The sequence below is a fragment of the Agrobacterium sp. T29 genome (genome assembly GCF_006970545.1).
GTDB lineage: Bacteria > Pseudomonadota > Alphaproteobacteria > Rhizobiales > Rhizobiaceae > Agrobacterium > Agrobacterium leguminum.
Window position 1 is genome coordinate 1,381,664 of the sequence record NZ_CP040640.1, and the last position, 23,589, is coordinate 1,405,252.

Genomic DNA, 23,589 nt, shown 5'->3' on the forward strand with positions numbered 1-23,589 from the left:
GGTCCGGCATGACGGAAGAGAGACATTCATCTGCACCCCACTTATCTAGAGACGACCCCGGCGCAGCCAGCCCGCCCCCTCACCACCGAATACTATACCGCGCACTCACCCCCGGCCGGAAATGATCCGCATAGCCCTGATCGAGCGTCCCCCGCACAGTCAGGTGATCGCCCAGTTTCTGCTCCACCGCCACGCCGCTGCTGAACTCGTTGAAACTGTTGCGGCTCGCCCCCGTCAGCACGAAAGCCGTGCCGGTTTCGGACCGAGAAAGGCGCAGCGACTGCGACACATCCAGCCCGTTCCATTGCTGCGCCGTGCCGTCGTAACGCACGGTGAAATTGCGGTTCGCCTCGATATCCAGCTCCGGCGTGACGATGCGCTTCTGCTGCGAGGTCACGGAAACGCTGCTCGATCCCGTCAGCGCATTGAAGATGACGCCGACATCACGGGCGAGGGAAACGCCGGGCAACTGTTCGGCCAGCAGCGTGACATTGCCCCATACCCGCACCGGTGTATCCACCACCTGCCCCGTTTTGGAAGCGCTCATGCCCATTTCCAGCCCCGCGCGAATGGGCGTATCGACCGGCAGTTTCGCGCCGATGCGCGCCGTATAGGAACGGTCTGAATTCTTGACCGGCTTCCAGATCAGCCCGGCCTCATCGGCATGGGCCGCGGTACCAGTGGCGGTAAAAAGAGACAACAGAAGGGTAAAACCCATTCGTGGCGACATATCTTGTCCCCTGGCAAATTAAGGGCGCACCGGGAGAACCCGGCAGGCACGGTAAAAGCTTAAGGCCAATGGTTTGGCAGCGATAAGGCCGCGTAAGAGCGGCACACAGTGCCCGAACGACCGCATGCAGCGGCCGGGGCAAATCATGCTGCGCAGGGTGCCAGATGAACGGGAGATGAACAAGAGCAGATGCAGCAAAAAATCATGCTGCACTGCATTGTGATCGAAACGAAGGTACGGAAGCCCGCGCGCTGCAAGTTTCCTCAAGCTGAGTCAACGCAGCGGACCAGAATATCATCGACCACCATGTCCAAGGACCTTGATGAATCAATGACCGTTGCATCTGCGGGAAGGTCTTCTTTCGTCGCATGGAGTTGCAGGACAAATTCACGTTCGGCCGGTTTTCCACCGAACTCGTCCTCGGGCCTCTCCGTCAGCCGTCTTCGCAGGGTCGCAACGTCGACATCGAGAACGAAAACCTGATCGAAGAGCTCTATAAAACGCTGAAAGTTCCTTGAGCCGCCGCAGAAGAACGTATTTGCGTGACGCCGATCTGTGACAAGCGCCTGAACTTTTTCGACATCCCAAATATGACGCCGGTGACGGTAGACCATATCCCCATCGCCCTGAAACGGGGAGAGATCGACCGGTTCGCCGGTTTCAGGGTCGCCCTTGTAGGCAAGTTCACGGTCGCCGTGGATGACATGATAGCCACGCCGCTGGAGTTCCGTTGCCACCGAAGTTTTACCGGTTCCGGAAACACCCTCGATCAAGTAGTTTCTGACACCCATGGCACGACCCTTCAACATTCATCAGCCTCGCGGCGATGTGTCTACACCTTCGGTTCTGCCGCCACGATCTCTAATTATAGCGATCCAGAATAACGCAACGATGTCAAAAGTCCGAACCGGGTGGGCGATACCGCCCAGAAACCGGACGCCCAAAACGAAAAGGCCGCAGCTTTCGCCACGGCCCCTTGTTCAATCAGCTTGCACTGAAGAAGATTATTCGGCGTCGCCTTCAGCGGCCTTCTTCTTGGCCGGAGCCTTCTTCTTCGGAGCGGCTTCTTCGCCTTCAGCGGCGTCGTCAGCCTTGGCGGCAGCCTTTTTCTTGGCCGGCGCCTTCTTCTTGGTTTCCGTTGCTTCTTCGCCGTCGTCAGCCAGAAGCTCTTCCTTGGAAACGGTCTTGTCCGTTACCGAGATTTCGGAGAGCAGCTTGTCGATGACCTTTTCTTCGAAGATCGGAGCGCGCAGCGAAGCGGAAGCGCCGGGGGTGTTGCGGAAGAAATCGAGGATTTCCTTCTGCTGGCCCGGGAACTGCTGCAGCTGCTGGAACAGCGCGCGCTGCATTTCTTCTTCGGTCACTTCAACGCCGGCCTTTTCGCCGATTTCGGAGAGAACGAGGCCGAGACGGACGCGGCGTTCAGCAAGCTTGCGATATTCTTCGCGGGCTTCTTCTTCGGTCGTGTCTTCGTCAGCGAAGGTCTTGCCGGACTGGGCAAGATCGGTGTTGATCTGACGCCAGATGTTGTCGAACTCGGCGTCAACCAGGCCAGCCGGCGTGTCGAACTTGTACATCTCGTCCAGCTGGTCGAGAATCTGACGCTTGACCTTCTGGCGGGTGATGTTGCCGTACTGGCTTTCGATCTGGCCCTTGACGATTTCCTTCAGCTTTTCAGCCGATTCGAGACCGAGCTTGGTGGCCAGTTCGTCGTTGATTTCAACAGCAGCGGCAGCAGCGACTTCCTTGACGGTGATGTCGAAGTTGGCGTCCTTGCCAGCGAGGTTCGCAGCCGGGTAATCGGCCGGGAAGGTCACGGTGATGGTCTTTTCATCGCCAGCCTTGACGCCGACCAACTGGTCTTCGAAGCCGGGGATGAAGCGGCCGGAACCGAGAACCAGTTCGGCATCTTCGGCAGCGCCGCCGTCGAAGGCAACGCCGTCAACCTTGCCGAGATAGTTCATAGTGACGCGGTCGCCATCGGCGGCCTTGCCCTTCTTGGTCTCGTAGGTGCGGGCGCTTTCGGCAATCTTGAGGATCTGCTCGTTGATTTCGTCTTCGGAGACTTCAACGACTTCGCGGGTAACCTTGATGCCGTCATTGGCCTTCAGTTCGATGGCCGGAATGATTTCATAGGCAACGGTGAATTCGAAATCGGATTCGGCCGACAGAATCTTTTCGGCTTCCTGCTCGTCTTCGGTCATGGAGATGGCCGGCTGCGTCGCAGACTTTTCGCCGCGGCTGGAAAGGATTTCGGTCGGCTTTTCACGAACCAGCTCGTTGACGAGGTCGGCCATGATGGACTTGCCGTACATCTTCTTCAGGTGGCCCATCGGCACCTTGCCGGGACGGAAACCGTTGATGCGAACCTTGTCCTTGGCGTCAACCAGGCGCTCGTCCAGACGGGCCTTCATGTCGGCGGCCGGAATAACGACCTTGAGTTCGCGCTTCAGCCCTTCAGCGAGCGTTTCGATAACCTGCATTTTCCTAACCTTCACATCATGGCGGCGGTGCTCAGACAGCCGTTGGTTTACTTTCGAGCACTGCGCCGGAAACATCGTTCCCCGGCCGTGGCTTCCCTTATTTCTTTACACAAGCGCCTGCCGGACACCATTTAGCCCGCACCGGAGAAAAGACCAAAGGGGAGAAATGAACCCCGAAGCTCCCCGCATCCTATAAAGATGCACTCTGGCGCAAGCGTGGCGCAGCCATGCCTTGCTTGTGGTGCGGGTAGAGAGACTCGAACTCCCACGCCGAAGCGTTGGTACCTAAAACCAATGCGTCTACCAATTCCGCCATACCCGCACGTTGGGCGGCGGTATGTCACAATGTTCAGAAAGGGTCAAGCACGCCTTATCGCCGCCTTTCGTTTCCTCCGGACTTTTCTCATCCCCCGCGCCGGTGGCAGGAGCCGGCCGCCCTCTCCGCTTATTCGCCACCCGCGCCGGGGAACAGGGCGCAGCAGCCGGACAGAGGCGATTTGGCGCGGAAAACGGCAAGCCGCACCGCATCCGCCTCTCATCGACTTCCCGACCCGCCTCGCCCGGCGCATCGCACGCAGGCAGGAGGAGAAAACAGGCAATATTTATGCGGCTACATTGACATTATATATAGCGCGCGCCGCAGCCCAGTTCCCGGATTGCCGGCCCCTGCTTCAGATCAGCAATTGAGGGGGCTTCCGCACCCTGCCCCGCCCCTTATCCGGTCATCCCTCACACCTTCGCACTGCCGAACCCCTGGTGATCACCAAAAGCACACAAATTGGTCACAAATTATGCATGAATCGCCGCAATCGGCCTGTTTTACCGGCTTGCATTGCAATACGTGCATAGGTGGCATCTTGCTTTGTCTGTTTTTGTTTTGATTAAACCGATTATATTCATGGTCATACAGAGATCGAGTTCAGCCCCGGACCAAAGCCTCCCAAGACTGGCCGCAGAGACTGAACAGCACGAAGAGGAAGATGAAAATGAACATTGCACGCTCGCTCACCAACTGGCGCAAGTATCGTCAGACCGTAACCGAACTCGGCCGCATGACCGACCGCGAACTGAGTGACCTCGGCATTGGCCGTCAGGACATCCGCCGCGTCGCTAAGACCGCCGTCGGCTTCTGATTATACGCCCCGCCGCTTCTTGCGGCGGATGCGAGACGACCTACCCAAAAAGGCCTGAGGCTCCCGCCTCTGGCCTTTTTTCGTTTTGGGCAGCTCTCCGGGTCGAAGCGGCACTGCCTTAGCCGCCCGCAGTGTCAGCCGATGAAAAATGCATCGATGGCCGACCATTTGCGCAGCGCCCGGATAGCGTCCGAGCCCCTCCCGACGCGCCTTTTCACGCGGCAAAGCGCCTTTAGCGCCGGCAAAGGCTGCCAAACCCGTCAAAACCGCCTGAAACACAGGCATTTCCGCTCATATTTTGCTCAGATGATATTCAAAGCCGCAAATTTAGCCGACATACTGCACAAATGCATGGCAGTAGCCTAAATTCTGCACTGCACAACATGGCTCAATGTCTATATATAAACCTCAACAGCCGAGAGCACAGAGAAACGCTGAGCCGGCAGACGAAATCAACAGAGATAGATTGAGGAAACGACCATGAACCCCATCCGCATCGCAAAGAACTGGATCTCCTACCGCCGCACGATCAACGAACTTGGCAGCCTTTCCAACCAGGCTCTGAGCGACATCGGCCTGACCCGTTACGACATCCGTAACGTAGCAGCCCGTTCGTTCCGCTAAGGCGTAAACGATCGTCCCGCTGCCCGACCTCCAGGGCGCGACGATTGAGCGACAGGTAAAAAAAGCGGCGCCTCTGGCGCCGTTTTTGATTCTGGCAGAATCTACTGGAAATTCTCGCCAGTCGGCGATTGACGAACATCGGCCCGGCGCACCACGCCATGCGGCACCGCCCCCCTTCTTGTCGGCTGCTGTTTCGCTACGCTCCTCTCCCGTCATGCCGGTCCCCGGAACAAGCCCGAGGATGATCCGGCATCCGGTCACGGCGCGTCTGCGCCGTGGGAAGAGTCCTTTCAGCCCAAAGACTTGGGCGGGCTGGATTCCGGCTCAAGGCCGGAATGACGGAGGAAGATGGGCCACGACCAAAAACGCGCCGCCCATCACGGCGAATTACACATCCAAGACGGAAACGAGATCGCTAATTACATTCGGGCGACTCGCGGGTATAAAAACCACATTCTCTCTCACATCCCCCACCCTCAAAAACATTTGGCTGCCCCGGCCATGCATGCTAGTGCATCCGCAAACAATGCCGCGTCCTTCGGGACCCGTGCGGAACAATCACTCGAAAGACAGCGCCGGACGGGAGCCTTCGCCCCGCGGCCGCCCATGGACGCCAGCATGCAAGACAAGACCACTTCTCCCATTCATGTCGTGGGCGGCGGACTGGCCGGTTCGGAAGCCGCGTGGCAGATCGCGCAGAGCGGTGTACCCGTCATCCTGCATGAAATGCGCGGCGTGCGCGGCACGGATGCGCATAAGGGCGATACGCTGGCGGAACTGGTCTGCTCCAACTCCTTCCGCTCCGACGATGCGACCGCCAATGCGGTCGGCGTTATCCACGCTGAAATGCGGCTTGCCGGTTCTCTCATCATGGCCTGCGCCGACAGACACCAGGTGCCGGCCGGCGGCGCGCTCGCCGTCGATCGCGACGGGTTCTCCGAGGCCGTGACGAAAGAGCTGGAAAGTCACCCTCTGGTGACAATCATCCGCGAAGAGGTGAATGGCCTGCCGCCGAAGGAATGGGGCAACTCGATCATCGCCACCGGCCCGCTGACCTCGCCGGATCTCGCAGCCGCCATTCAGGCAGAGACGGGTGAGGATGCGCTCGCCTTCTTCGACGCCATCGCTCCCATCGTCCACCGCGACAGCATCAATATGGATATCTGCTGGTACCAGTCGCGTTACGACAAGGTCGGTCCCGGCGGCACCGGCAAGGATTACATCAACTGCCCCCTGAACGAAGAGCAGTACAACGCCTTCATCGACGCGCTGATTGCCGGTGACACGGTGGGTTTCAAGGAATGGGAAGGCACGCCCTATTTCGATGGCTGCCTGCCGATCGAGATCATGGCCGAGCGCGGCCGCGAGACGCTGCGCCACGGCCCGATGAAGCCGATGGGACTGACCAACGCCCATAACCCCACCGTCAAGGCCTATGCCATCGTGCAGCTGCGACAGGACAATGCGCTCGGCACGCTCTACAACATGGTCGGTTTCCAGACCAAGCTGAAATACGGCGTTCAGGCGGATGTATTCCGCATGATACCGGGCCTCGAAAATGCGGAGTTCGCCCGCCTCGGCGGCTTGCACCGCAACACCTATATCGATTCCCCGATCCTGCTCGACCGCTCGCTGAAGCTGAAATCCCGGCCGGACCTGCGTTTCGCCGGCCAGATCACCGGCTGCGAAGGTTACGTGGAAAGCGCCTCCGTCGGCCTTCTCGCCGGCCGCTTCGCCGCCGCCGAACAGAAGGGCGAGGCGCCAAGCCTGCCGCCGGCCACCACCGCGCTCGGCTCGCTCCTCAACCACATCACCGGCGGCCACCTTTCCTCCGATGATGAGCCGGGCAAACGCTCCTTCCAGCCGATGAACATCAATTTCGGCCTGTTCCCGGAACTGGCGCCGGGCTCCATCGTCAAGCCGGAAGGCGTGAAGCGTTTTCGCGGCAAGGACAAGACGATCATGAAACGCCAGCTTATTGCAGCGCGGGCGTTGCGGGATTGTGCGGCGTGGCTCGACGAAAGCCAGGCCGAGACAGAGGCTGTCTGAGGCCGATCAGTTTGCTTTGAACGGCGAGCGCTTGAGGTTCCATTTTGCGAAATCCGATTTGCCGCTCTGGTAAGGATATCGCTGGGAAAAGAACGGGTTGACGGCCGCAACATATTCGAATTTGAGCGTGATATCGGCCAGGACCGAGATCAGCGGCCGATAGCTGTAGCGACCGGAGACGACGATGATAGCTTCCTGAGCAACGAAACCGTTGGCAATCACGGTTTTCTCCCATGGCACATCTTCGGCAGATCCCAGAAAATTGTGGGCGGGAAATTGCAGCCGGGCGACCTTATCCACCAGTTTGACGCTTCTCAGCGTCAGGTCGAGTTTGCCCGTCTGGAGAATGCCGCTGCCGGAAAGGACGACGAAGCTCGGAACCCCCGTGCGCACCCGTTCCTCGAATTCGGGGAATCTTGCCGCCCAGCGCGCTGAATTGTCGACTATCGTCATGAACCGGTCATAGCTCAGCCAACCCCGCCCGACCTCAATGATCACTGCAAGCATAAGGACAAGCAGCGGCGCCAAAAGCCCCATTTCCACCGCCGCAGCGCCAGAACGGCAACGGCCGAAACCAGCAAGACGCAAAAACCATGTCGTTTTTTTCATTCGGTCACCCGCACGGCAGTGATCGCCAGGGAAATGTTGCGCAACTGATGAATGCCGCCCGTGTCCGGCACGAGGAAACGCGTCGTCGGCATCAAAAAATTCCAGTTGTAACCGATGGCCAGAATGTACTGCCCGGCGGTATCGGCGGGCGGGCGAAAATCGTTCACGATCGGTATGGGCACTTTGGCTTCGGCAATATCGTCGTCGGGAATCGGCAAAAGAGCAATCTTGAGAGTGGTCTCATCCGTCCCGCCAATGAAGCGAGAGGAAATTGCCTTGCGCAACGCAATCTCGGTTGCCGGTTTACCGTCCGACGCCGCCTTGCGGAGATATTCGATACCCGCATTCGATGCGAACGAGAGATAAAGATAATAGAGCATCAGCAGGCCGATTTCGAGCGTCCCGAAAATCAGCGCAAAAAACAGCGGCAACAGCAGAGCCGTCTCCACCGCCGTTGCTGCCTTTCGGTCGCCGAGCAGCCGATAACATTTGGCATGCGTGACCCGGCATCTGCTCGGGCCACCACGGCTTTTATCCTGACGCGGGGAAAGTAAGGACTTCATCTCAGCCCTCTTCCATTCGATCCACGTAGATGAGCTGGAAACCGGTGATGATGCCACCAAAGCTGTCGCTCAGGCCGGTTGCCTCAATCGTCACCCGATAGATCGAGTAGGCCTTGACCCTGAAACTGTAATCCCTCGGCGTCCAGGCAATACTGTTTTTATCCTGGGTCAACTCCCACACCCGCTGCTGGGGTTTCAGGTCAGGAAGGAGCTGTTGGAGCGAGATCTTGATTCCGTTTGTTTTCTCCACGTCCTCGACGGCCCGGCGCCCATTATACCAAACCATGATCTTATATATTCCGGGATGAAGCTCGACATCCTTGTAGATCGAACTATTGGCTTCGATATTTTTTTTCTTGCCGGGCTTAGGCGGGCCCCAGTCGCTGTCGAGCTCCATGACATAACGGGTTGGCAATGAGAGCTCGGTGCCCGCCTTCTTGTCGATTTCGATCTTGTCGGTGGTCTTTGCCTTATCGACCTCCTTCAAAGTGCAGGCTTTGTCGTTGGCGGTAGGGGCCTCGTTGAGTTTCTTGCTCTGCATTCCCGCCGGATAGCCCTCCCAATTGTGGTTGCGGCGGCAGCAGGGGCTGCTCCAGTCCTGCAACTCGACGCCGGGGCCGGTCCCGCCATCCCATCCGATCTCCGAATAGGGATAGACACCCCAGCAACCGCCGGGAGTTTCCTTGGTAACGCCGTTTTTCAGAACCCGCTCGACGCCGAGAGCGTTGCTCTCGAACATATTGTCAATGATGACCGCATCGTCCTCGGGATAAGGTGGGATGCCCTCGCAAGAGTAGGCAAGGCGATATTTCAGCTTCTCGAGATTGAACATCTCCGAGAAAATCAGCCCGTAACTGAACTCGGCATTGATTTTTGTCTCAGTCCATTTCACTTGCACGTCGCGCGAGAGGACCTTCTGCCTGGTGGATTGAATCATCGCATCGAAGGCCGCGGTCACATTGTCGCGCCGGACAGTGTCAAGCAACGTGTAGGTGCGTGTCGGCTTGGTGGCTCTTTCGCATGCCATCGCCATGACCCGCTTTGACTGGTTGTAATAGGCCAGCGCCCTGCCACCCTCAAAAAGCAGCCCCAGCAAAATGATGAAGACCGGCAGCAGCAGCGCGGTCATGATGGCGAAGGTACCCGCGCGGTCCCTGAGGAGCGATGAAAACACGCTCCATTTCCATGCCGCTTTTTTTATCCGCCTGCTCGTCATCAAAACACCGTTTCATGTCGCTCATCGCCATGGGAAAGGCGCGCTGTGAAAAGCGACAGGCCTGGCTTTCTGCGACGCTAAAAAATGTCCGGCTCACGCCGGTCGCTCTAAAATTGCTCGTTGGTCGCCGACGGTGCTGCTTTTCGAGCAACTTCGCTTGACCACTGTAAATACAGGGGTCAATTAACACGCAAACCGTAAATCAAAGCTCAATCGGAACCTAAAAATATGAAGCAAATTCATATGCTTAATTTATTAATCAATAAATTAGCGAGTACCTATAAGAGCATATGACCGCTTGACGGCCGTGCGGGGTTTCAATTCACGGCCGCTTCCGAAAACACAAACTTGGGCTCGCCCCTTGTCCCTCCAGCCAAGCTCGGGCAAAACAGCCCTGTTCAATCACAAGACAATGCCAGGAGATAAGATATGGACGTTCGCGCCGCAGTTGCCATTCAGGCCGGAAAGCCGCTTGAGGTCATGACCGTTCAACTCGAAGGCCCGCGCGCCGGCGAAGTGCTGGTTGAGGTCAAGGCGACCGGCATTTGCCACACGGACGATTTCACGCTCTCGGGCGCCGATCCGGAAGGCCTGTTCCCGGCCATTCTCGGCCATGAGGGCGCGGGCGTCGTCGTCGATGTCGGACCCGGCGTCACCTCGGTCAAGAAGGGCGACCATGTCATTCCGCTCTACACGCCGGAATGCCGCGAATGCTATTCCTGCACCTCGCGCAAGACCAATCTCTGTACCTCCATCCGCGCCACCCAGGGCCAGGGCGTGATGCCGGACGGCACCTCGCGCTTCTCCATCGGCAAAGACAAGATCCATCACTATATGGGCTGCTCGACCTTCTCGAACTATACGGTTCTGCCGGAGATCGCGCTCGCCAAGATCAATCCCGACGCACCCTTCGACAAGGTCTGCTACATCGGCTGCGGCGTGACGACCGGCATCGGTGCGGTCATCAACACCGCCAAGGTCGAGATCGGCTCCACGGCGATCGTCTTCGGTCTCGGCGGCATCGGCCTCAACGTGCTGCAGGGCCTGCGCCTTGCCGGCGCGGACATGATCATCGGCGTGGATATCAACCCCGACCGCAAGGCCTGGGGCGAGAAGTTCGGCATGACCCATTTCGTCAACCCGAAGGAAGTCGGCGACGACATCGTGCCCTATCTCGTCAACATGACGAAGCGCAATGGCGACCTGATCGGCGGCGCGGATTACACATTCGATTGCACCGGCAATACCAAAGTCATGCGTCAGGCGCTGGAAGCCTCGCATCGCGGCTGGGGCAAGTCGGTCATCATCGGCGTTGCCGGTGCCGGCCAGGAAATCTCCACGCGCCCGTTCCAGCTCGTCACAGGCCGCAACTGGATGGGTACGGCCTTCGGTGGCGCGCGCGGCCGCACGGATGTGCCGAAGATTGTCGACTGGTACATGGAAGGCAAGATCCAGATCGACCCGATGATCACCCACACCATGCCGCTCGAAGACATCAACAAGGGCTTCGACCTGATGCACAAGGGCGAAAGCATTCGCGGCGTCGTGGTTTATTGATCGGACAAGACGCGGGCGGGCGCGCGAAACCGCGCCCGCCCGCCATTCATGCAAATGTGATCGCCTCCAACCCGCTGCAGCCATTGCGATTAACGGGACGGTAAATCTATCGTCGTAAGCCGATACTACGCGGTGGAGTTGAAAATCCCTCCCCGCCCAGAACGACGCCAGACCTGCGGAGAGCGACCCTGAAAATCGTACCGATCGACAACGGAAACCGCGTCGCCGCCGTCGCTCTTCTGGCGAAAGGCTTCCCGGAAAAAAGCGAGGCCTTCTGGTCGCGCGGGTTGTCGCTCGTCAGCGAACATCACGAGCGGCGCGAACTCGGCGCTATCGGGCAATTGCTGATGAAGGGCGACGATGCCGCAGGTGTGCTGCTGACGATCAAAAGCCGCCTGCCGGAAACCGGCAGGATCGTCGTCAACCTGTCGAGCTGGTATGTGGAACCTTCCTGCCGCTGGTTCGCCCCGCGCATGTTGCAGATGGCATCCTCCAATGAGGACGAAATCTTCACCGATCTCACCCCCTCTCCCGAAGCCTGCAAGCTGAATGAGAGGCTGGGCTTTGCGACGGTGACCGATTGCACGCTTTTTTATCCGCTGCCCTTTGCAGCGCTTCGCCCGGCAAGCGCACGGCTGCGCCCGCCAGGCGAGATAAAACCGGAAATACTCTCCGGCGAAATGCGCGACATGCTGGAGGACCACGCCCGTCTCGGCTGCATCGTGGCTGTGATGGAGGCGGAGAACCGCCATTACCCGCTGGTCTTCCTGAAAACCACGACCAAAAGATTGCCATCTGCGCGCCTCATCCATTGCGAAGACCGGCAGGTCGCGCAAAGGCACATATCCGCAATTGCCCGCCACCTTCTCGGCCATGGCCGGCTTGCGCTGACCATGGCGGCAACGGGCGCAGAGCGAAAGGCCGGCGGCCTTGCCGCACATAAATCTGCACCGATACAAGTAAAAGGCGCATGGAACCCACGATTTATTAACGAAGCATACTCAGAGTTGGTGTTATTGCCACCGTAGGTATTTTAGTGAGTCGTGCGCGACTTGACGGAATCTTGGCCTTTACAGAAAAAGCGCCGTTCCGGGCAGGTCATTGGGAAACACGCGGGAAATCGGAGAACGAGCATGCTTGCAGCGAAAAAGAGTGAAATCGACGTTGCCGATACCATCTATTCCTATCTCTCCAACCGTTTTCCCGCCTATGCCCCCTTTTCCGCCGACACGCTGCTTCTCGAAGGCGGCGTGATCGATTCGCTCGGCTTTCTGGAACTGATGATCTTCCTCGGCGAGGGTTTCGGCATCATTCTCGATGACGAACATTTCACGCCTGAAAATCTCGGCACGCCGGCCGATCTCATTGCCTTCGTCCTCAGGGAACGGAGGAGATGACACCCCATTTCCTGCTGCACCACCTGCTTACCGCCCGCGCGGCGAGCGACGATCAGGCCCTCGTCCACAAGGACCGATCTCTGAATTATCGCGAATTTTCCGCAGCGGCGGCCCGTTGCGCGGCGGCATTGCAGGAAGCCGGAGCGCAACGCGGTGACCGCGTCGTCATCTATCTGCCGCGCGGCATCGAGGAATGCTGGTCGATCTTTGGCGTGAGCATGGCGTCCGGCGTCTTCGTGCCGGTGAACGCATTGCTGAAGGCGCAGCAGATTCGCCATATCGTTAAGGATTGCGGCGCAAAAATCGTCATCAGCGACGCCGCGATGATGGATGAGCTGAAAGCGGCACTGGAAGACCTTCCCGACGTCACGGTCCTGCTGGCGGAAGAGATAGAGGCCCGCGCCGACACACCCGCCCGGCCTTCAGCGGCAATAGGGGAAGACCTGGCCGCCATTCTTTATACCTCCGGCTCCACCGGATCGCCCAAGGGCGTGATGCTGTCGCACCGCAATCTTCTGGCCGGCGCGCGCATCGTGCGCACCTATCTGGACATCACCGGTAGCGACCGCATTTTGTCCCTCCTGCCCTTCAGCTTCGATTATGGCCTGAACCAGTTGCTGACGGCGGTGGAACAGGGCGCGGCCACGATCATCTCCACCTTCCGGCTGGGCGATGAGATCGTCCGCGATCTGCGCGACCATGCCATCACGGGTCTCGCCGGCGTGCCGACGATCTGGGCCATCCTGACGAAAGCGGCCCCGTCGCTCACAAAGACGCCTCTGCCGCATCTGCGTTACATCACCAATTCCGGCGGGCGCGTGCCGCAGGAAACCGTAAAAGCGCTGCGCGAGAAGCTGCCGGATACGAAAATCTACCTGATGTATGGCCTCACGGAAGCCTTCCGCTCCACCTTCCTGCCGCCTGAAGAAATCGACCGCCGCCCGACCTCCATCGGCAAGGCCATTCCCGAATGCGAAATCTTCATCGTCACCGCCGAGGGACAGAGGGCAAAGCCGGGTGAGCCCGGTATTCTCGTGCATCGCGGCCCGACCGTCTCGCTGGGTTACTGGAACCGGCCGGAGGATACGGCAAAGGTGCTGCGCCCTCACCCCTTCATTCCGGCGGCGCTGGGCGGCGAGACCGTGTGTTATTCCGGCGATCTGGCGGTGGAGGACGAGGATGGTTTCTTCAGCTTCGTCGCCCGCAACGATGCGATGATCAAATCGTCGGGCTATCGCATCAGCCCGACCGAGGTTGAGGAAAGCCTGATGTCGACAGGCCTTTTCCAGCAGGTCGCCGTCATCGGCCTGCCGGACCCCTTTGCGGGCGAAAAGGTCCATGCCGTGGCGACTGCCGCCAACCAGAATATAGATGTGACGGCGGCTCTGAAGAAGGCGGCCGAAATGCTAGCCCCCTTCATGATCCCGCGCGCCATCGAACTGGTGGAACGGCTGCCGGTCACGGCCAATGGCAAGGTGGATTACCGCGCGCTGGTGCGCGAACGGACAGACAATGGCGCCAACGGATAAACCCCAGAGCCACGGCCCGGCTTTTGCAGCCGCGTTATTCGACACAAGCGAGAACGATCTGATGATCGGCGGACTTCCCGTGCGCGATATTGTCGCCGGGACCGGAACGCCTTGCTTCCTCTATGACGCTGCCGCCATGCGCCGCGCCTATCGCGATCTCGAAACCGCGCTCGGCGGTTTTGCCGATATCTATTATTCGGTGAAGGCCAATCCCCTGCCCGCCATCGTCTCGCTTTTCCGGCAGGAAGGTGCGGGTGCGGAAATCGCTTCCGTCGGTGAATACCGCGCCGCCATCAAGGCCGGTGTCGCAGCGGAAAACATCATCTTTGCCGGCCCCGGCAAAGGCATGGCCGAGCTGCGCGAAGTGATCGAGGGCGGCATCGGCGAAATCCACATCGAAAGCGCCGAGGAAATCGCCCGCATCGAGGCAATCGGCAAGCCGGTCAAAGCCTCGATCCGCATCAATCCGGTGCCGGATGCACAGGCCGGCGCGATGCGCATGGGCGGCAAGGCCACAGCCTTCGGTTTCGATGAGGAGGAGCTGGAAAATGTCCTGACGCTCTTCAAGGACGCCCGATATATCGATCTCGTCGGCGTCCATATTTACGGCGGCACGCAGATCCTCGATGCCGACATGCTTGTCTCCCAATGGAGACACGGCATATCCCTTGCCGCGCGCACGGCCGAGATTCTCGGCAGGCCGCTCGAAACCATCGATCTCGGCGGCGGTCTCGGCATTCCCTATTTCGCAGGCGAAACGCCGCTCGATCTTGAAAAAGTCAGCGCCGCCATTGCCGATCTCAAGGCGCTCCTGAAGGCGCATCCGCTGATAACCGACGCCCATGTCATCGTCGAACCCGGCCGTTTCCTCGCCGGTCCCGGCGGCGTCTATGTGGCGGAGGTGAACTCGGTAAAGACCTCGCGCGGCACCACCTTCGTGGTGATGGATGGCGGCATGCACCATCACCTGGCCGCCTCCGGCAATCTCGGCCAGATCGTCAAGCGCAACTACCCCATCGTCGCACCGGCCATGATGCGGGCGGAGCATGAGGAAACGGCAACCATCGTCGGCCCGCTCTGTACGCCGCTCGATACGCTCGCCCGCAATGCGGCGCTGCCGAAGCTCAAGGCCGGCGATCTCCTCGCCATCCTGCAATCGGGCGCCTATGGCGCCAGCGCCAGCCCAGCGGGTTTTCTGAGCCATGCGGCGGCGAAGGAAGTGCTGGTGGAGAATGGGGTGTTTGAGGTGATCGGGCGCTGAGGACGTTTGGTAGCGAAAACCGTAGCCGGCTTTCCTAAGGGCACACATTTGGCTGCTTACCCCGGAGCTTCCTCCAATCTTCCTCATTCCTGTGCCTGTCACAGGAATGAGGGAGGCGACTAACCCCGAAGCAACCTGTCCCCCACCGCGAATTTCGATTTCAGCAGACACTCATCATATTCCGCCTCGGCAACGGAATCGAACACGATACCGCCGCCGACATTGAAGACGGCACGGCCGTCGTCAAACAGGCTGAGCGTGCGGATCGCCACGGAGAACCGCATCTCACCACTTGGAGACATGAAGCCGATTGCGCCGCAATAGGCGTCGCGCGGCGTAGCCTCCAGCTCGCGCAGGATTTTCATCGCCCACATTTTCGGCGCGCCGGTAACGGAGCCGCAGGGAAACAGGGCGGCGAAGATATCTTCCACCGTCACGTCAGGCAGAAGTCTCGCCCGCACATGGCTGACCATCTGGTGCACGGTCGGATAGGTCTCGATATCGAACAGCCGCGGCACATCAAGGCTGCCGACTTCGGTGATGCGGGAAATATCGTTGCGCAGCAGATCGACGATCATGCGGTTTTCGGCGAGCGTCTTTTCGTCCGCCAGCATCGCCGCGATGATGGCCCGGTCTTCTTCCGCATCGGCCCCGCGCGGCGTCGTTCCCTTCATCGGATGGGTTTCGATGAAACCCTCCCCATCCACCGAGAAGAACAGTTCCGGCGAGCGCGACAGGATGACCGGGCCGCCGAGATCGACCAGCGCGCCATATTTCACCGGCTGCCGTTCGATCAGCGACCAGAAGGCCGTCAGCGGATCGCCGCTCCAGCGGGCATGGACCGGCATGGTCAGATTGCCCTGGTAACAGTCGCCGCGACGCAGATGGTCGTGCAGACGCTCGAAACGCTGGCAATAGTCTTGAAGGGTCCATGCGGACACGGGATCGGACAGAAACGCATCCGCATCCGGCAGATTTGCCGGCCGCGCGAACGGTCCCTCATCCGGCTGCGGGCCGGAAAAGACGCCGAAATTGAGAAACGGCACGTTGCGAGGCTCGTCCGCGAAAGGCGCAAGCTTCGGCTCGAACAGGAAACCCGCTTCGTAGGACATATAGCCGGCGAGGTATTTCCCGGCCCGGCGCAGCTCTTCCATGCGCTTCAGCGCAGCAAAAAACGACGCCGGTTCATCCGCGACGATGATCTCTTCCGGCTCGGTGAAGGCTGTCACCGTGCCGGTCGTATCATCCCGGAAAAGAACGTAAGGCGCGTGTGCCAAGGAAAGCGTCCGAAACAGGAGAAAAAGTCGGGAAGAGTCAGATGGGGTCTATATCGCCCCGCGCCCACATTTCGATGGTTTCCGCATAAAAATCGGCGAAACGGCCTTCCTCGATAGACTTGCGGATACCCTGCATCAGCTCCTGATAATAGGCAAGATTGTGCCAGGAGAGCAGCATGCCGCCCAGCGCCTCATTGGCGCGGGTGAGATGGTGCAGATAGGCGCGGGAATAATCGCGCGAGGCCGGGCAGTTGGACTGCTCGTCAAGCGGGCGCATATCCTCAGCATGGCGGGCATTGCGGATATTGACCTTGCCGCGACGGGTAAAGGCAAGCCCGTGACGGCCGGAACGGGTCGGCATCACGCAGTCGAACATGTCGATGCCGCGCGCCACCGATTTCAGGATGTCATCGGGCGTGCCGACGCCCATCAGGTAACGCGGCTTTTCGGTGGGCAGGACCGGCAGGGTGATATCGAGCATGCCAAGCATCACATCCTGCGGCTCGCCGACGGCAAGGCCGCCGACCGCATAACCCTTGAGATCGAGCTGCTTCAGCCCTTCGGCGGAGCGGATGCGCAGATCCGGCTGGTCACCGCCCTGCACGATGCCGAACATGGCCTTGCCGGGCTGCTCGCCAAAGGCGACGCGGCAGCGCTCGGCCCAGCGCAGCGACATTTCCATGGCGCGCTCGATTTCCTTGCGCTCGGCCGGCAACGCGATGCATTCATCGAGCTGCATCTGGATATCCGAATCTAGCATGCCCTGAATTTCGATGGAGCGTTCCGGCGACATGTGGTGCAGAGAACCGTCCACATGGCTCTTGAAGGTCACACCCTTCTCGTCCAGCTTGCGCAGGCCGGAAAGCGACATCACCTGAAAACCGCCGCTATCGGTGAGGATCGGGTGCGGCCAGCGGATCAGCTCATGCAGGCCGCCAAGGCGGGCAACACGCTCCGGACCGGGCCGCAGCATCAGGTGATAGGTATTGCCGAGAATGATATCGGCCCCAAGCTCCCGCACCTGATCGAGATACATGGCCTTGACGGTGCCGACCGTGCCGACCGGCATGAAGGCGGGCGTGCGGATGACGCCGCGCGGCATGGCGACTTCGCCGAGGCGTGCGCCGCCGCTCGTGGCTTTCAGGGTGAAGGTGAATTTGTCGTGCATCAGTTTTTCCGGAACAACAGGCTGGAATCGCCATAGGAATAGAAGCGGTATCCGGTTTCGATGGCGTGCTTATAAGCGTCACGCATCGTTTCGAGACCGCAGAAAGCCGAAACCAGCATGAACAGCGTCGATTTCGGCAGGTGGAAATTCGTCATCAGAATATCGACCGCGCGGAAGCGATATCCCGGCGTGATGAAGATGCCGGTGGCATCGGACCATGGGTGGATAACGCCATTCTCATCGGCCGCACTTTCGATCAGGCGCAGCGAGGTGGTGCCGACGCAAACGATGCGCCCGCCGCGCGCCTTGACGGCATTCAGCCGGTCGGCGGTTTCCCGCGACACATGGCCGATCTCGAAATGCATCTTGTGATCGTCAGTATCGTCGGACTTAACCGGAAGGAAGGTGCCTGCCCCAACGTGAAGCGTCACGAAATGCCGCTCGATACCCACCTTATCAAGAGCTTCGAACAGATCGGGCGTGAAATGCAGCCCGGCGGTGGGGGCGGCAACGGCACCCTTTTCGCGGGCGTAGATGGTCTGGTAATCGGTCTGGTCCTGCGCATCTTCCGGGCGTTTCGCGGCGATATAGGGCGGCAGGGGAATATGGCCGACGGAGGCAATCGCCTCGTCCAGCACCGGGCCGGAGACGTCGAACAGCAGCGTGATCTCGCCCTCCTCGCCCTTCTCCTCGACGGTGGCTTCCAGATGGGCAAGGCCGCAGGCATTGTCGCGCTCATAACCGAAACGGATGCGGTCGCCCTGCTTGATGCGCTTGCCGGGACGCGCGAAGGCCTTCCAGCGGGACTGATCGGCGCGCATGTGCAGCGTGGCCGAAACCGCCGTCTCCGGCGCGCCTTCGCGCAGGCGTACACCTTCGAGCTGGGCGGGAATGACGCGGGTATCGTTGAAGACAAGCGCATCGCCGGGCTTCAGGAAGGACGGCAGGTCGAAGACGCGATGGTCTTCCATGCGGTTCTCATTCGGATCGACCACCAACAGGCGCGCGCTATCGCGCGGGTTCGCCGGGCGCAGGGCGATATTCTCCTCGGGCAGATCGAAATCGAACAAGTCTACACGCATTGCAAGGGTCTTCCAGAAATCCAATTTGACACGGCACGGTGTTTTGCGGCCCGACGCATCCGCACCCCTCATTCCTGTGCTTGTCACAGGAATCCAGTCGGCGCGCGTCTGCGCGGCGGAAGGAGTCCTTTCAGCCCAGGGACTTGGGCTGGCTGGATTCCTGTGACAAGCACAGGAATGAGGGAAGAAGAGAACGACGCGACGGATGGCAAGCGTCAAAACCGCCGCGTCTATCCTTAAAATCACATACCGTCAATAAACGTCAAAACCCGCCTCGCATAGACTGCGAGACGGGTCGAACTGCAATTTCCGAAAATCAGGCCGCAGAAGCGAGCTTGATGGAAACGATCGAATCCGGGTCCTTCACCGGCTCGCCGCGCTTGACCTTGTCGATGGCTTCCATGCCTTCGATGACCTGGCCCCAGACGGTGTACTGCTTGTTGAGCCACGGCGAATCCGTGAAGCAGATGAAGAACTGCGAGTTGGCGGAGTTCGGGTTCTGCGAACGGGCCATAGAGCAGGTGCCGCGCACGTGCGGAATGGCGGAGAATTCGGCCTTCAGGTCCGGCTTGTCGGAGCCGCCCATGCCGGCGCGGGCCGGGTTGAAGCTTTCCGCACCCTTCTTGCCGAACTTCACGTCGCCCGTCTGGGCCATGAAGTCTTCGATGACGCGGTGGAAAACGACGCCATCGTAAGCGCCTTCCGATACGAGTTCCTTGATGCGGGCGACGTGGCCCGGAGCAACTTCCGGCAGCAGCTGGATCACGACCTTGCCGGTCGTCGTTTCCATGATGATGGTGTTTTCCGGATCCTTGATCTCGGCCATGACTATTCTCCTCTGTTCGGGCTCCATTGCCCTTACCTTACTTTTTGCCGACGGTGACCTTGATCATCCGGTCGGGGTTGGAAACTTCGCCGTTGCCGCCGGCGCCGCGCTTGATCTTGTCGACGGCTTCCATGCCGGACACGACCTTGCCGACCACGGTATATTGGCCGTTCAGGAACGGACCGTCGGCAAACATGATGAAGAACTGCGAATTGGCGGAATTCGGATCCTGCGAGCGGGCCATGCCGACCACGCCGCGCGTGAACGGAACCTTGGAGAATTCGGCCGGAATATCCGGCAGGTCGGAACCGCCCGTACCCGCGCGCTGGGCGCTGAAGCCCTTCTCCATGTTGCCATATTGCACGTCGCCGGTCTGCGCCATGAAGCCGTCGATGACGCGGTGGAAGGCGACATTGTCATAAGCGCCCTTCTTGGCCAGCGCCTCGATCTGCGCCACGTGCTTGGGCGCGACATCCTGCATCAGCTCGATGACAACGGGACCGTCCTTCAGCTGCACGGTCAAGAGTTCGGCGGCGGAAGCGAAGGTGCTGGCGGCGAGTGCGCCTGCAAACATGGCGCCGGCAAAGGCAAATCGAACGAGTTTCATCGGATTGGCTCCAGAATGTGGGGCTGAAGTCAGCGCTTCAGCTTGGCGTTGAGGGCTTCAAGCACGGCTTTCGGCACGAAGGCGTCGACATTGCCGCCCATGGCGGCGATCTGCCGGACCAATGTGGCTGTAATGGGTCGCGACGAGGTGCCGGCGGGCAGGAATACGGTCTGGATATCGGGCGCCATCTGGCGGTTCATCCCGGCCATCTGCATTTCATAATCGAGATCGGTGCCGTCGCGCAGGCCGCGCAGCAGAAGGCGCGCACCGTGCTCTCGGGCGGCATCGACGACCAGATTATCGAAAGAGACGACTTCCATGCGCGCCGCTTCGCCCGGCAGATGTTCGGCAAGCGCCCGCTTTATCAGCCCTGCCCGCTCCTCGAAGCTGAACAACGGCGCTTTTCCGGGATGAATGCCGACCGCAACGATGACTTTCGACGCCACGTTCAGCGCCTGAATAAGCACATCCAGATGTCCGTTGGTCATCGGATCGAAGGATCCTGGATAAAAGGCAATCGTCATATCGCTCTCAGATGGTGGGCGCGTCTCGACGCTTCAGCATATGTGCCGCCTTTTGTCATGGAGAGGCACGCGGCGCAAGACTTTATAACCACCCCTCACAAGCGCGGCTGCGGCGTGAACCGCGGATGAATGGGCCGTTCAGTGCGGTTTCACAGCTATTTTGTCTAAATGCACGGCATCGGGAAACCGAAACGCCCCTCACTCGTTAAGCATCCGGAGAATTGAAAATGCTGGCCTTCATGATCGTCCTTTCGATCATCGCTTCATTCGCAGCCGAGTATATTTTTCTCGAATGACGGCCTTAGCCAGTTTCCTGAACGCCAGATGAACGAGCCATTCAAGGAAGTTTCACAGGCGCGATGCTAATCGATTTTTACGGTTGACGCGGAACATGTCGAGACATGGCGCGTTAAGAAAGAACCAAAGGAACGGACAGATGTTTATAAGAGAAAAACAGTCTACTTCGGCGAAAATCAGCGTTATCAGCACCGCCTGGACAGTACTGGTTATCGCAATGGTAGCAACGACGTTTAGCCTTTATGAACAGAAGCCTGAAAAGCTGGGCCCGGACTATCCGCAGCTGACCGCCCGTTATCAGTATATGAATTACTACTGATAACGGAGAGAATTTTCTCAAAACTCCCGGAGACGATATCATGTTCACATTTCTGACAATGCTTCTTGCCCTGATCAGCGTTATGTTCGTGACATCGATGGTCTCCGTGGTCGCCGAGATGCGACGTGAAGACGAGGAATTCAAGGCGATGATCCGGCGCGACCGCGCCTTCTGAGCGCGACGGGCCGGGCAGACGGCCGCTTAAAAGTGATTCTTTTCAACCGCCTGGACCTTCCGGGCGGTTTTATTTTGCGCCTCGCGGGGGCAATGGGGCGAAGACGATGGCGGAAAATCCCGCCTCCAATCACACAAGCGTTTTCAAAACCCCGTTTTTCCAAGGCAAATTCCCTTCAATTTCCGTTTGGATTGATTTAAGGAACGCCGATACGTTGCGGGCCGGACAGCCGGCGACCGCGATGACGTTCCTGTGAGGTTTGCATAACGATGCTCGATTCCCTGAGAAATGCTTCTCGAACCATGGCAGCCAAGCTGCTGCTTCTCCTGCTTGTTGTCTCTTTTGGCATCTGGGGCGTTTCCGCATCGCTTGTCACCGCCAATTCCCACGCCGTCATGACGGTGGGCGACCAGACGGTCAGCCCGGAGGAATTCCGCCTCGCCTATCAGCGCCAGATTTCCGATCTCAGCCGCCAGTTCGGCACAAGGCTGACGACCGAGCAGGCCAAGGCCTTCGGCATCGACCGTCAGGTCTTCAGCCAGCTTGCGGCCGGTGCAGCGCTTGACGAGCTCGCGTCCAGAATGAATCTCGGCCTTTCGGAAAACCGCCTCGCCAACCTCATTGCCGAAGACCCGGCCTTCAAGGCGGTCAACGGCCAGTTCGACCGCAATCTCTTCAGCGAGCGCCTGCGCAATTCCGGTTTCCGCGAGGATGACTATATCAAGGAACGCAGCAAGGTCGCCGTCCGCAGCCAGATCGTCGAAGCCGTCTCGGATGGTTTTGCCGCACCGCAGGTGCTGGTGGATGCGCTGAAGCAGTATCGCAACGAGCAGCGCGCCGTCGACTACGTCATTCTTTCGAACGCCGTCATTCCGCCGGTCAAGGCGCCGGGCGACGACGTGCTTGCCCCCTGGTTCGAAACCAACAAGACGAAATATCGCGCGCCCGAGTTCCGCAAGTTCACCTATGTGAAGCTTGAGCCGTCCGATATCGCCGATCAGGCCGCCGTCACCGACGCCCAGATCGCCGACTATTATAACAGCCACAAGGACAGCTTCCGCACCGCCGGCCGTCGCACGGTTGAGCAGCTGACCTTCCCTGAAAAGGAAATGGCGGAGGCCGCCGCCGAGCAGATTCGCCTCGGCAACACCACCTATGACCAGGTGGTGAAGGATCAGGGCAAGACCGCTTCCGACGTCACGCTCGGCGAATTCACCAAGGATACCATCCCCGACCAGTCGATTGCCGACGCGGCTTTCGCCATCCAGAAGGATGGCGGTGTATCGCCGGTGGTCCAGGGTTCCTTCGGCCCGGTTCTCCTGCGCGTCACCGGCATCAAGCCGGAAACGACCCGCACGCTGGATGAGGCGAAGGAAGATATCCGCAAGGACCTCGCCACCGCCGCCGCTGCGGAAGAAATCACCAATGTTCACGACCGTTACGAAGATTTGCGCGCCGGCGGTTCTTCGCTCGCCGATGCGGCAACGCAGCTGAACCTGAAACCCGTCACCATCGCCGCCATCGACGCTTCCGGCCTCGATGAAAAGGGCGATGCGGTTCAGGGCCTGCCTTCCCCGCAGCTCGCGCAGGAGGTCTTCAAGACCGAACCCGGCACAGAAGCGCTGCCGATCAATCTCGGCCGTGAAGGCTACATCTGGTTCGATGTCGACCAGATCATCGCCGCCCGCGACCGCACGCTTGCCGAAGTTCGCGACGATGTCGTGGCCGACTGGACGGCGGAGCAGCAACGCAACGCGCTCGCCGCCAAGGCCGAGGAACTGAAGGCGCGCGTCGAAAAGGGCGACACGCTGGAAGCCGTGGCCGGTGAACTGAGCCTTGCCGTCGAACAGAAATCCGGCCTGCGCCGCAACAGCGAAGACGCTATTTTCGGTCAGCAGACGATCGCGGCGGTCTTCTCCGGCGCGGAGGGCAAGGTGGGCACGGCGGCCGATGCCGACGGTTCCAGCCGCATCCTCTTCAAGGTCACCTCGGTCGACACCAATGCGCCTGCCGACGCGCTCGCCAATGACGACCAGCAGTTCGCCGCCATTGCCCGCGCGGCCGGCGACGACATGCTGGACCAGATGGTCAACCGCCTGCAGAATGACTATGGTGTCACCATCAATCAGGCCCTCGCCGATCAGGCGATGGTCGGCTTCTAAC

Annotated in this window: 24 protein-coding genes and 1 tRNA gene; 11 read left to right on the forward strand and 14 right to left on the reverse strand. The window is 59.6% G+C overall.

What is annotated here, in order from left to right:
- Positions 1–79: 79 nt before the first annotated feature.
- The 4 genes from FGF54_RS06965 to FGF54_RS06980 form a co-directional block, all read right to left on the reverse strand.
- Positions 80–730, reverse strand: coding sequence for a hypothetical protein (locus tag FGF54_RS06965; protein WP_142779286.1), 651 nt, complete (start codon positions 728–730; stop codon positions 80–82).
- A 263-nt stretch (positions 731–993) separates the two neighbouring features.
- A complete protein-coding gene (locus tag FGF54_RS06970) occupies positions 994–1,521 on the reverse strand; it encodes an AAA family ATPase (RefSeq protein WP_142779287.1) in 528 nt (175 codons plus the stop codon).
- A gap of 213 nt (positions 1,522–1,734) precedes the next feature.
- Positions 1,735–3,213: a trigger factor gene (gene tig, locus FGF54_RS06975; protein WP_142779288.1), complete on the reverse strand. Its 1,479-nt coding sequence runs from the start codon at positions 3,211–3,213 to the stop codon at positions 1,735–1,737.
- A 239-nt stretch (positions 3,214–3,452) separates the two neighbouring features.
- Positions 3,453–3,535: transfer RNA gene (locus FGF54_RS06980), tRNA-Leu, on the reverse strand.
- Positions 3,536–4,199: 664 nt separating this feature from the next.
- On the opposite strand from FGF54_RS06980, the gene FGF54_RS06990 reads away from it, so the two are divergent.
- The 3 genes from FGF54_RS06990 to trmFO all read left to right on the forward strand — a co-directional run bounded on the left by FGF54_RS06990 (position 4,200) and on the right by trmFO (position 7,019).
- Positions 4,200–4,346, forward strand: a complete 147-nt coding sequence (locus FGF54_RS06990; RefSeq protein ID WP_004433052.1) for a DUF1127 domain-containing protein — start codon at positions 4,200–4,202, stop codon at positions 4,344–4,346.
- Between the two features lie 480 nt (positions 4,347–4,826).
- Positions 4,827–4,970 carry a DUF1127 domain-containing protein gene (locus FGF54_RS06995; RefSeq protein ID WP_003495735.1) on the forward strand — a complete coding sequence of 48 codons (144 nt, stop codon included), beginning with the start codon at positions 4,827–4,829 and terminating at the stop codon, positions 4,968–4,970.
- A 606-nt stretch (positions 4,971–5,576) separates the two neighbouring features.
- A complete protein-coding gene (trmFO, locus tag FGF54_RS07000) occupies positions 5,577–7,019 on the forward strand; it encodes a methylenetetrahydrofolate--tRNA-(uracil(54)-C(5))-methyltransferase (FADH(2)-oxidizing) TrmFO (protein ID WP_168208028.1) in 1,443 nt (480 codons plus the stop codon).
- A 6-nt stretch (positions 7,020–7,025) separates the two neighbouring features.
- On the opposite strand, the gene FGF54_RS07005 is transcribed toward trmFO, so the two are convergent.
- From FGF54_RS07005 to FGF54_RS27490, 4 genes are read right to left on the reverse strand one after another with little or no spacing between them, the layout of a single operon-like run.
- Complete coding sequence (locus tag FGF54_RS07005; RefSeq protein WP_142779290.1) at positions 7,026–7,628, reverse strand: TadE/TadG family type IV pilus assembly protein; 603 nt, start codon at positions 7,626–7,628, stop codon at positions 7,026–7,028.
- Entirely contained in the window at positions 7,625–8,191 is a 567-nt protein-coding gene (locus FGF54_RS07010; protein WP_142780173.1) for a TadE/TadG family type IV pilus assembly protein, read from the reverse strand. The genes FGF54_RS07005 and FGF54_RS07010 overlap by 4 nt, the downstream gene beginning before the upstream one ends.
- 1 nt (position 8,192) lies before the next feature.
- Entirely contained in the window at positions 8,193–9,320 is a 1,128-nt protein-coding gene (locus FGF54_RS07015) for a pilus assembly protein (RefSeq protein ID WP_246666969.1), read from the reverse strand.
- Positions 9,268–9,504 (reverse strand): hypothetical protein, encoded by a 237-nt coding sequence (locus FGF54_RS27490; RefSeq protein WP_246666970.1) that lies wholly within the window; start codon positions 9,502–9,504, stop codon positions 9,268–9,270. The genes FGF54_RS07015 and FGF54_RS27490 overlap by 53 nt, the downstream gene beginning before the upstream one ends.
- 332 nt (positions 9,505–9,836) lie before the next feature.
- On the opposite strand from FGF54_RS27490, the gene FGF54_RS07020 reads away from it, so the two are divergent.
- The 5 genes from FGF54_RS07020 (at position 9,837) to FGF54_RS07040 (ending at position 15,151) form a co-directional block, all read left to right on the forward strand.
- Positions 9,837–10,964, forward strand: a complete 1,128-nt coding sequence (locus tag FGF54_RS07020) for an S-(hydroxymethyl)glutathione dehydrogenase/class III alcohol dehydrogenase (protein WP_003525152.1) — start codon at positions 9,837–9,839, stop codon at positions 10,962–10,964.
- A 287-nt stretch (positions 10,965–11,251) separates the two neighbouring features.
- Positions 11,252–11,992, forward strand: coding sequence for a hypothetical protein (locus tag FGF54_RS07025; RefSeq protein ID WP_168208029.1), 741 nt, complete (start codon positions 11,252–11,254; stop codon positions 11,990–11,992).
- A 105-nt stretch (positions 11,993–12,097) separates the two neighbouring features.
- The gene (locus FGF54_RS07030; protein WP_020810249.1) at positions 12,098–12,361 is read left to right on the forward strand and encodes an acyl carrier protein; all 264 of its coding nucleotides are present in this window, start codon (positions 12,098–12,100) and stop codon (positions 12,359–12,361) included.
- Complete coding sequence (locus tag FGF54_RS07035) at positions 12,358–13,890, forward strand: AMP-binding protein (protein WP_142779293.1); 1,533 nt, start codon at positions 12,358–12,360, stop codon at positions 13,888–13,890. The genes FGF54_RS07030 and FGF54_RS07035 overlap by 4 nt, the downstream gene beginning before the upstream one ends.
- Entirely contained in the window at positions 13,874–15,151 is a 1,278-nt protein-coding gene (locus FGF54_RS07040) for a type III PLP-dependent enzyme (protein ID WP_168208030.1), read from the forward strand. Before FGF54_RS07035 ends, FGF54_RS07040 begins: the two co-directional genes overlap by 17 nt.
- 119 nt (positions 15,152–15,270) lie before the next feature.
- Here FGF54_RS07040 and FGF54_RS07045 read toward each other — a convergent pair whose 3' ends face one another.
- From FGF54_RS07045 to coaD, 6 genes are all read right to left on the reverse strand, one after another.
- Positions 15,271–16,428, reverse strand: coding sequence for an aminodeoxychorismate synthase component I (locus FGF54_RS07045; protein WP_142779294.1), 1,158 nt, complete (start codon positions 16,426–16,428; stop codon positions 15,271–15,273).
- A 37-nt stretch (positions 16,429–16,465) separates the two neighbouring features.
- Positions 16,466–17,596: a tRNA guanosine(34) transglycosylase Tgt gene (tgt, locus tag FGF54_RS07050; protein ID WP_080856425.1), complete on the reverse strand. Its 1,131-nt coding sequence runs from the start codon at positions 17,594–17,596 to the stop codon at positions 16,466–16,468.
- Positions 17,596–18,678, reverse strand: a complete 1,083-nt coding sequence (gene queA, locus FGF54_RS07055) for a tRNA preQ1(34) S-adenosylmethionine ribosyltransferase-isomerase QueA (protein WP_142779295.1) — start codon at positions 18,676–18,678, stop codon at positions 17,596–17,598. Before queA ends, tgt begins: the two co-directional genes overlap by 1 nt.
- 316 nt (positions 18,679–18,994) lie before the next feature.
- Entirely contained in the window at positions 18,995–19,504 is a 510-nt protein-coding gene (locus tag FGF54_RS07060; RefSeq protein ID WP_020810245.1) for a peptidylprolyl isomerase, read from the reverse strand.
- Between the two features lie 37 nt (positions 19,505–19,541).
- A complete protein-coding gene (locus FGF54_RS07065) occupies positions 19,542–20,111 on the reverse strand; it encodes a peptidylprolyl isomerase (protein ID WP_142779296.1) in 570 nt (189 codons plus the stop codon).
- A gap of 29 nt (positions 20,112–20,140) precedes the next feature.
- Positions 20,141–20,635 carry a pantetheine-phosphate adenylyltransferase gene (gene coaD, locus FGF54_RS07070; protein WP_020810243.1) on the reverse strand — a complete coding sequence of 165 codons (495 nt, stop codon included), beginning with the start codon at positions 20,633–20,635 and terminating at the stop codon, positions 20,141–20,143.
- A 436-nt stretch (positions 20,636–21,071) separates the two neighbouring features.
- Between coaD and FGF54_RS07080 the strand changes: the two genes are divergently transcribed.
- From FGF54_RS07080 to FGF54_RS07090, 3 genes are all read left to right on the forward strand, one after another.
- Complete coding sequence (locus FGF54_RS07080; RefSeq protein WP_003522749.1) at positions 21,072–21,251, forward strand: hypothetical protein; 180 nt, start codon at positions 21,072–21,074, stop codon at positions 21,249–21,251.
- Positions 21,252–21,291: 40 nt separating this feature from the next.
- Complete coding sequence (locus FGF54_RS27715; protein WP_003522748.1) at positions 21,292–21,426, forward strand: hypothetical protein; 135 nt, start codon at positions 21,292–21,294, stop codon at positions 21,424–21,426.
- A 302-nt stretch (positions 21,427–21,728) separates the two neighbouring features.
- Entirely contained in the window at positions 21,729–23,588 is a 1,860-nt protein-coding gene (locus tag FGF54_RS07090; RefSeq protein ID WP_246666971.1) for a peptidylprolyl isomerase, read from the forward strand.
- Position 23,589 lies beyond the last annotated feature (1 nt).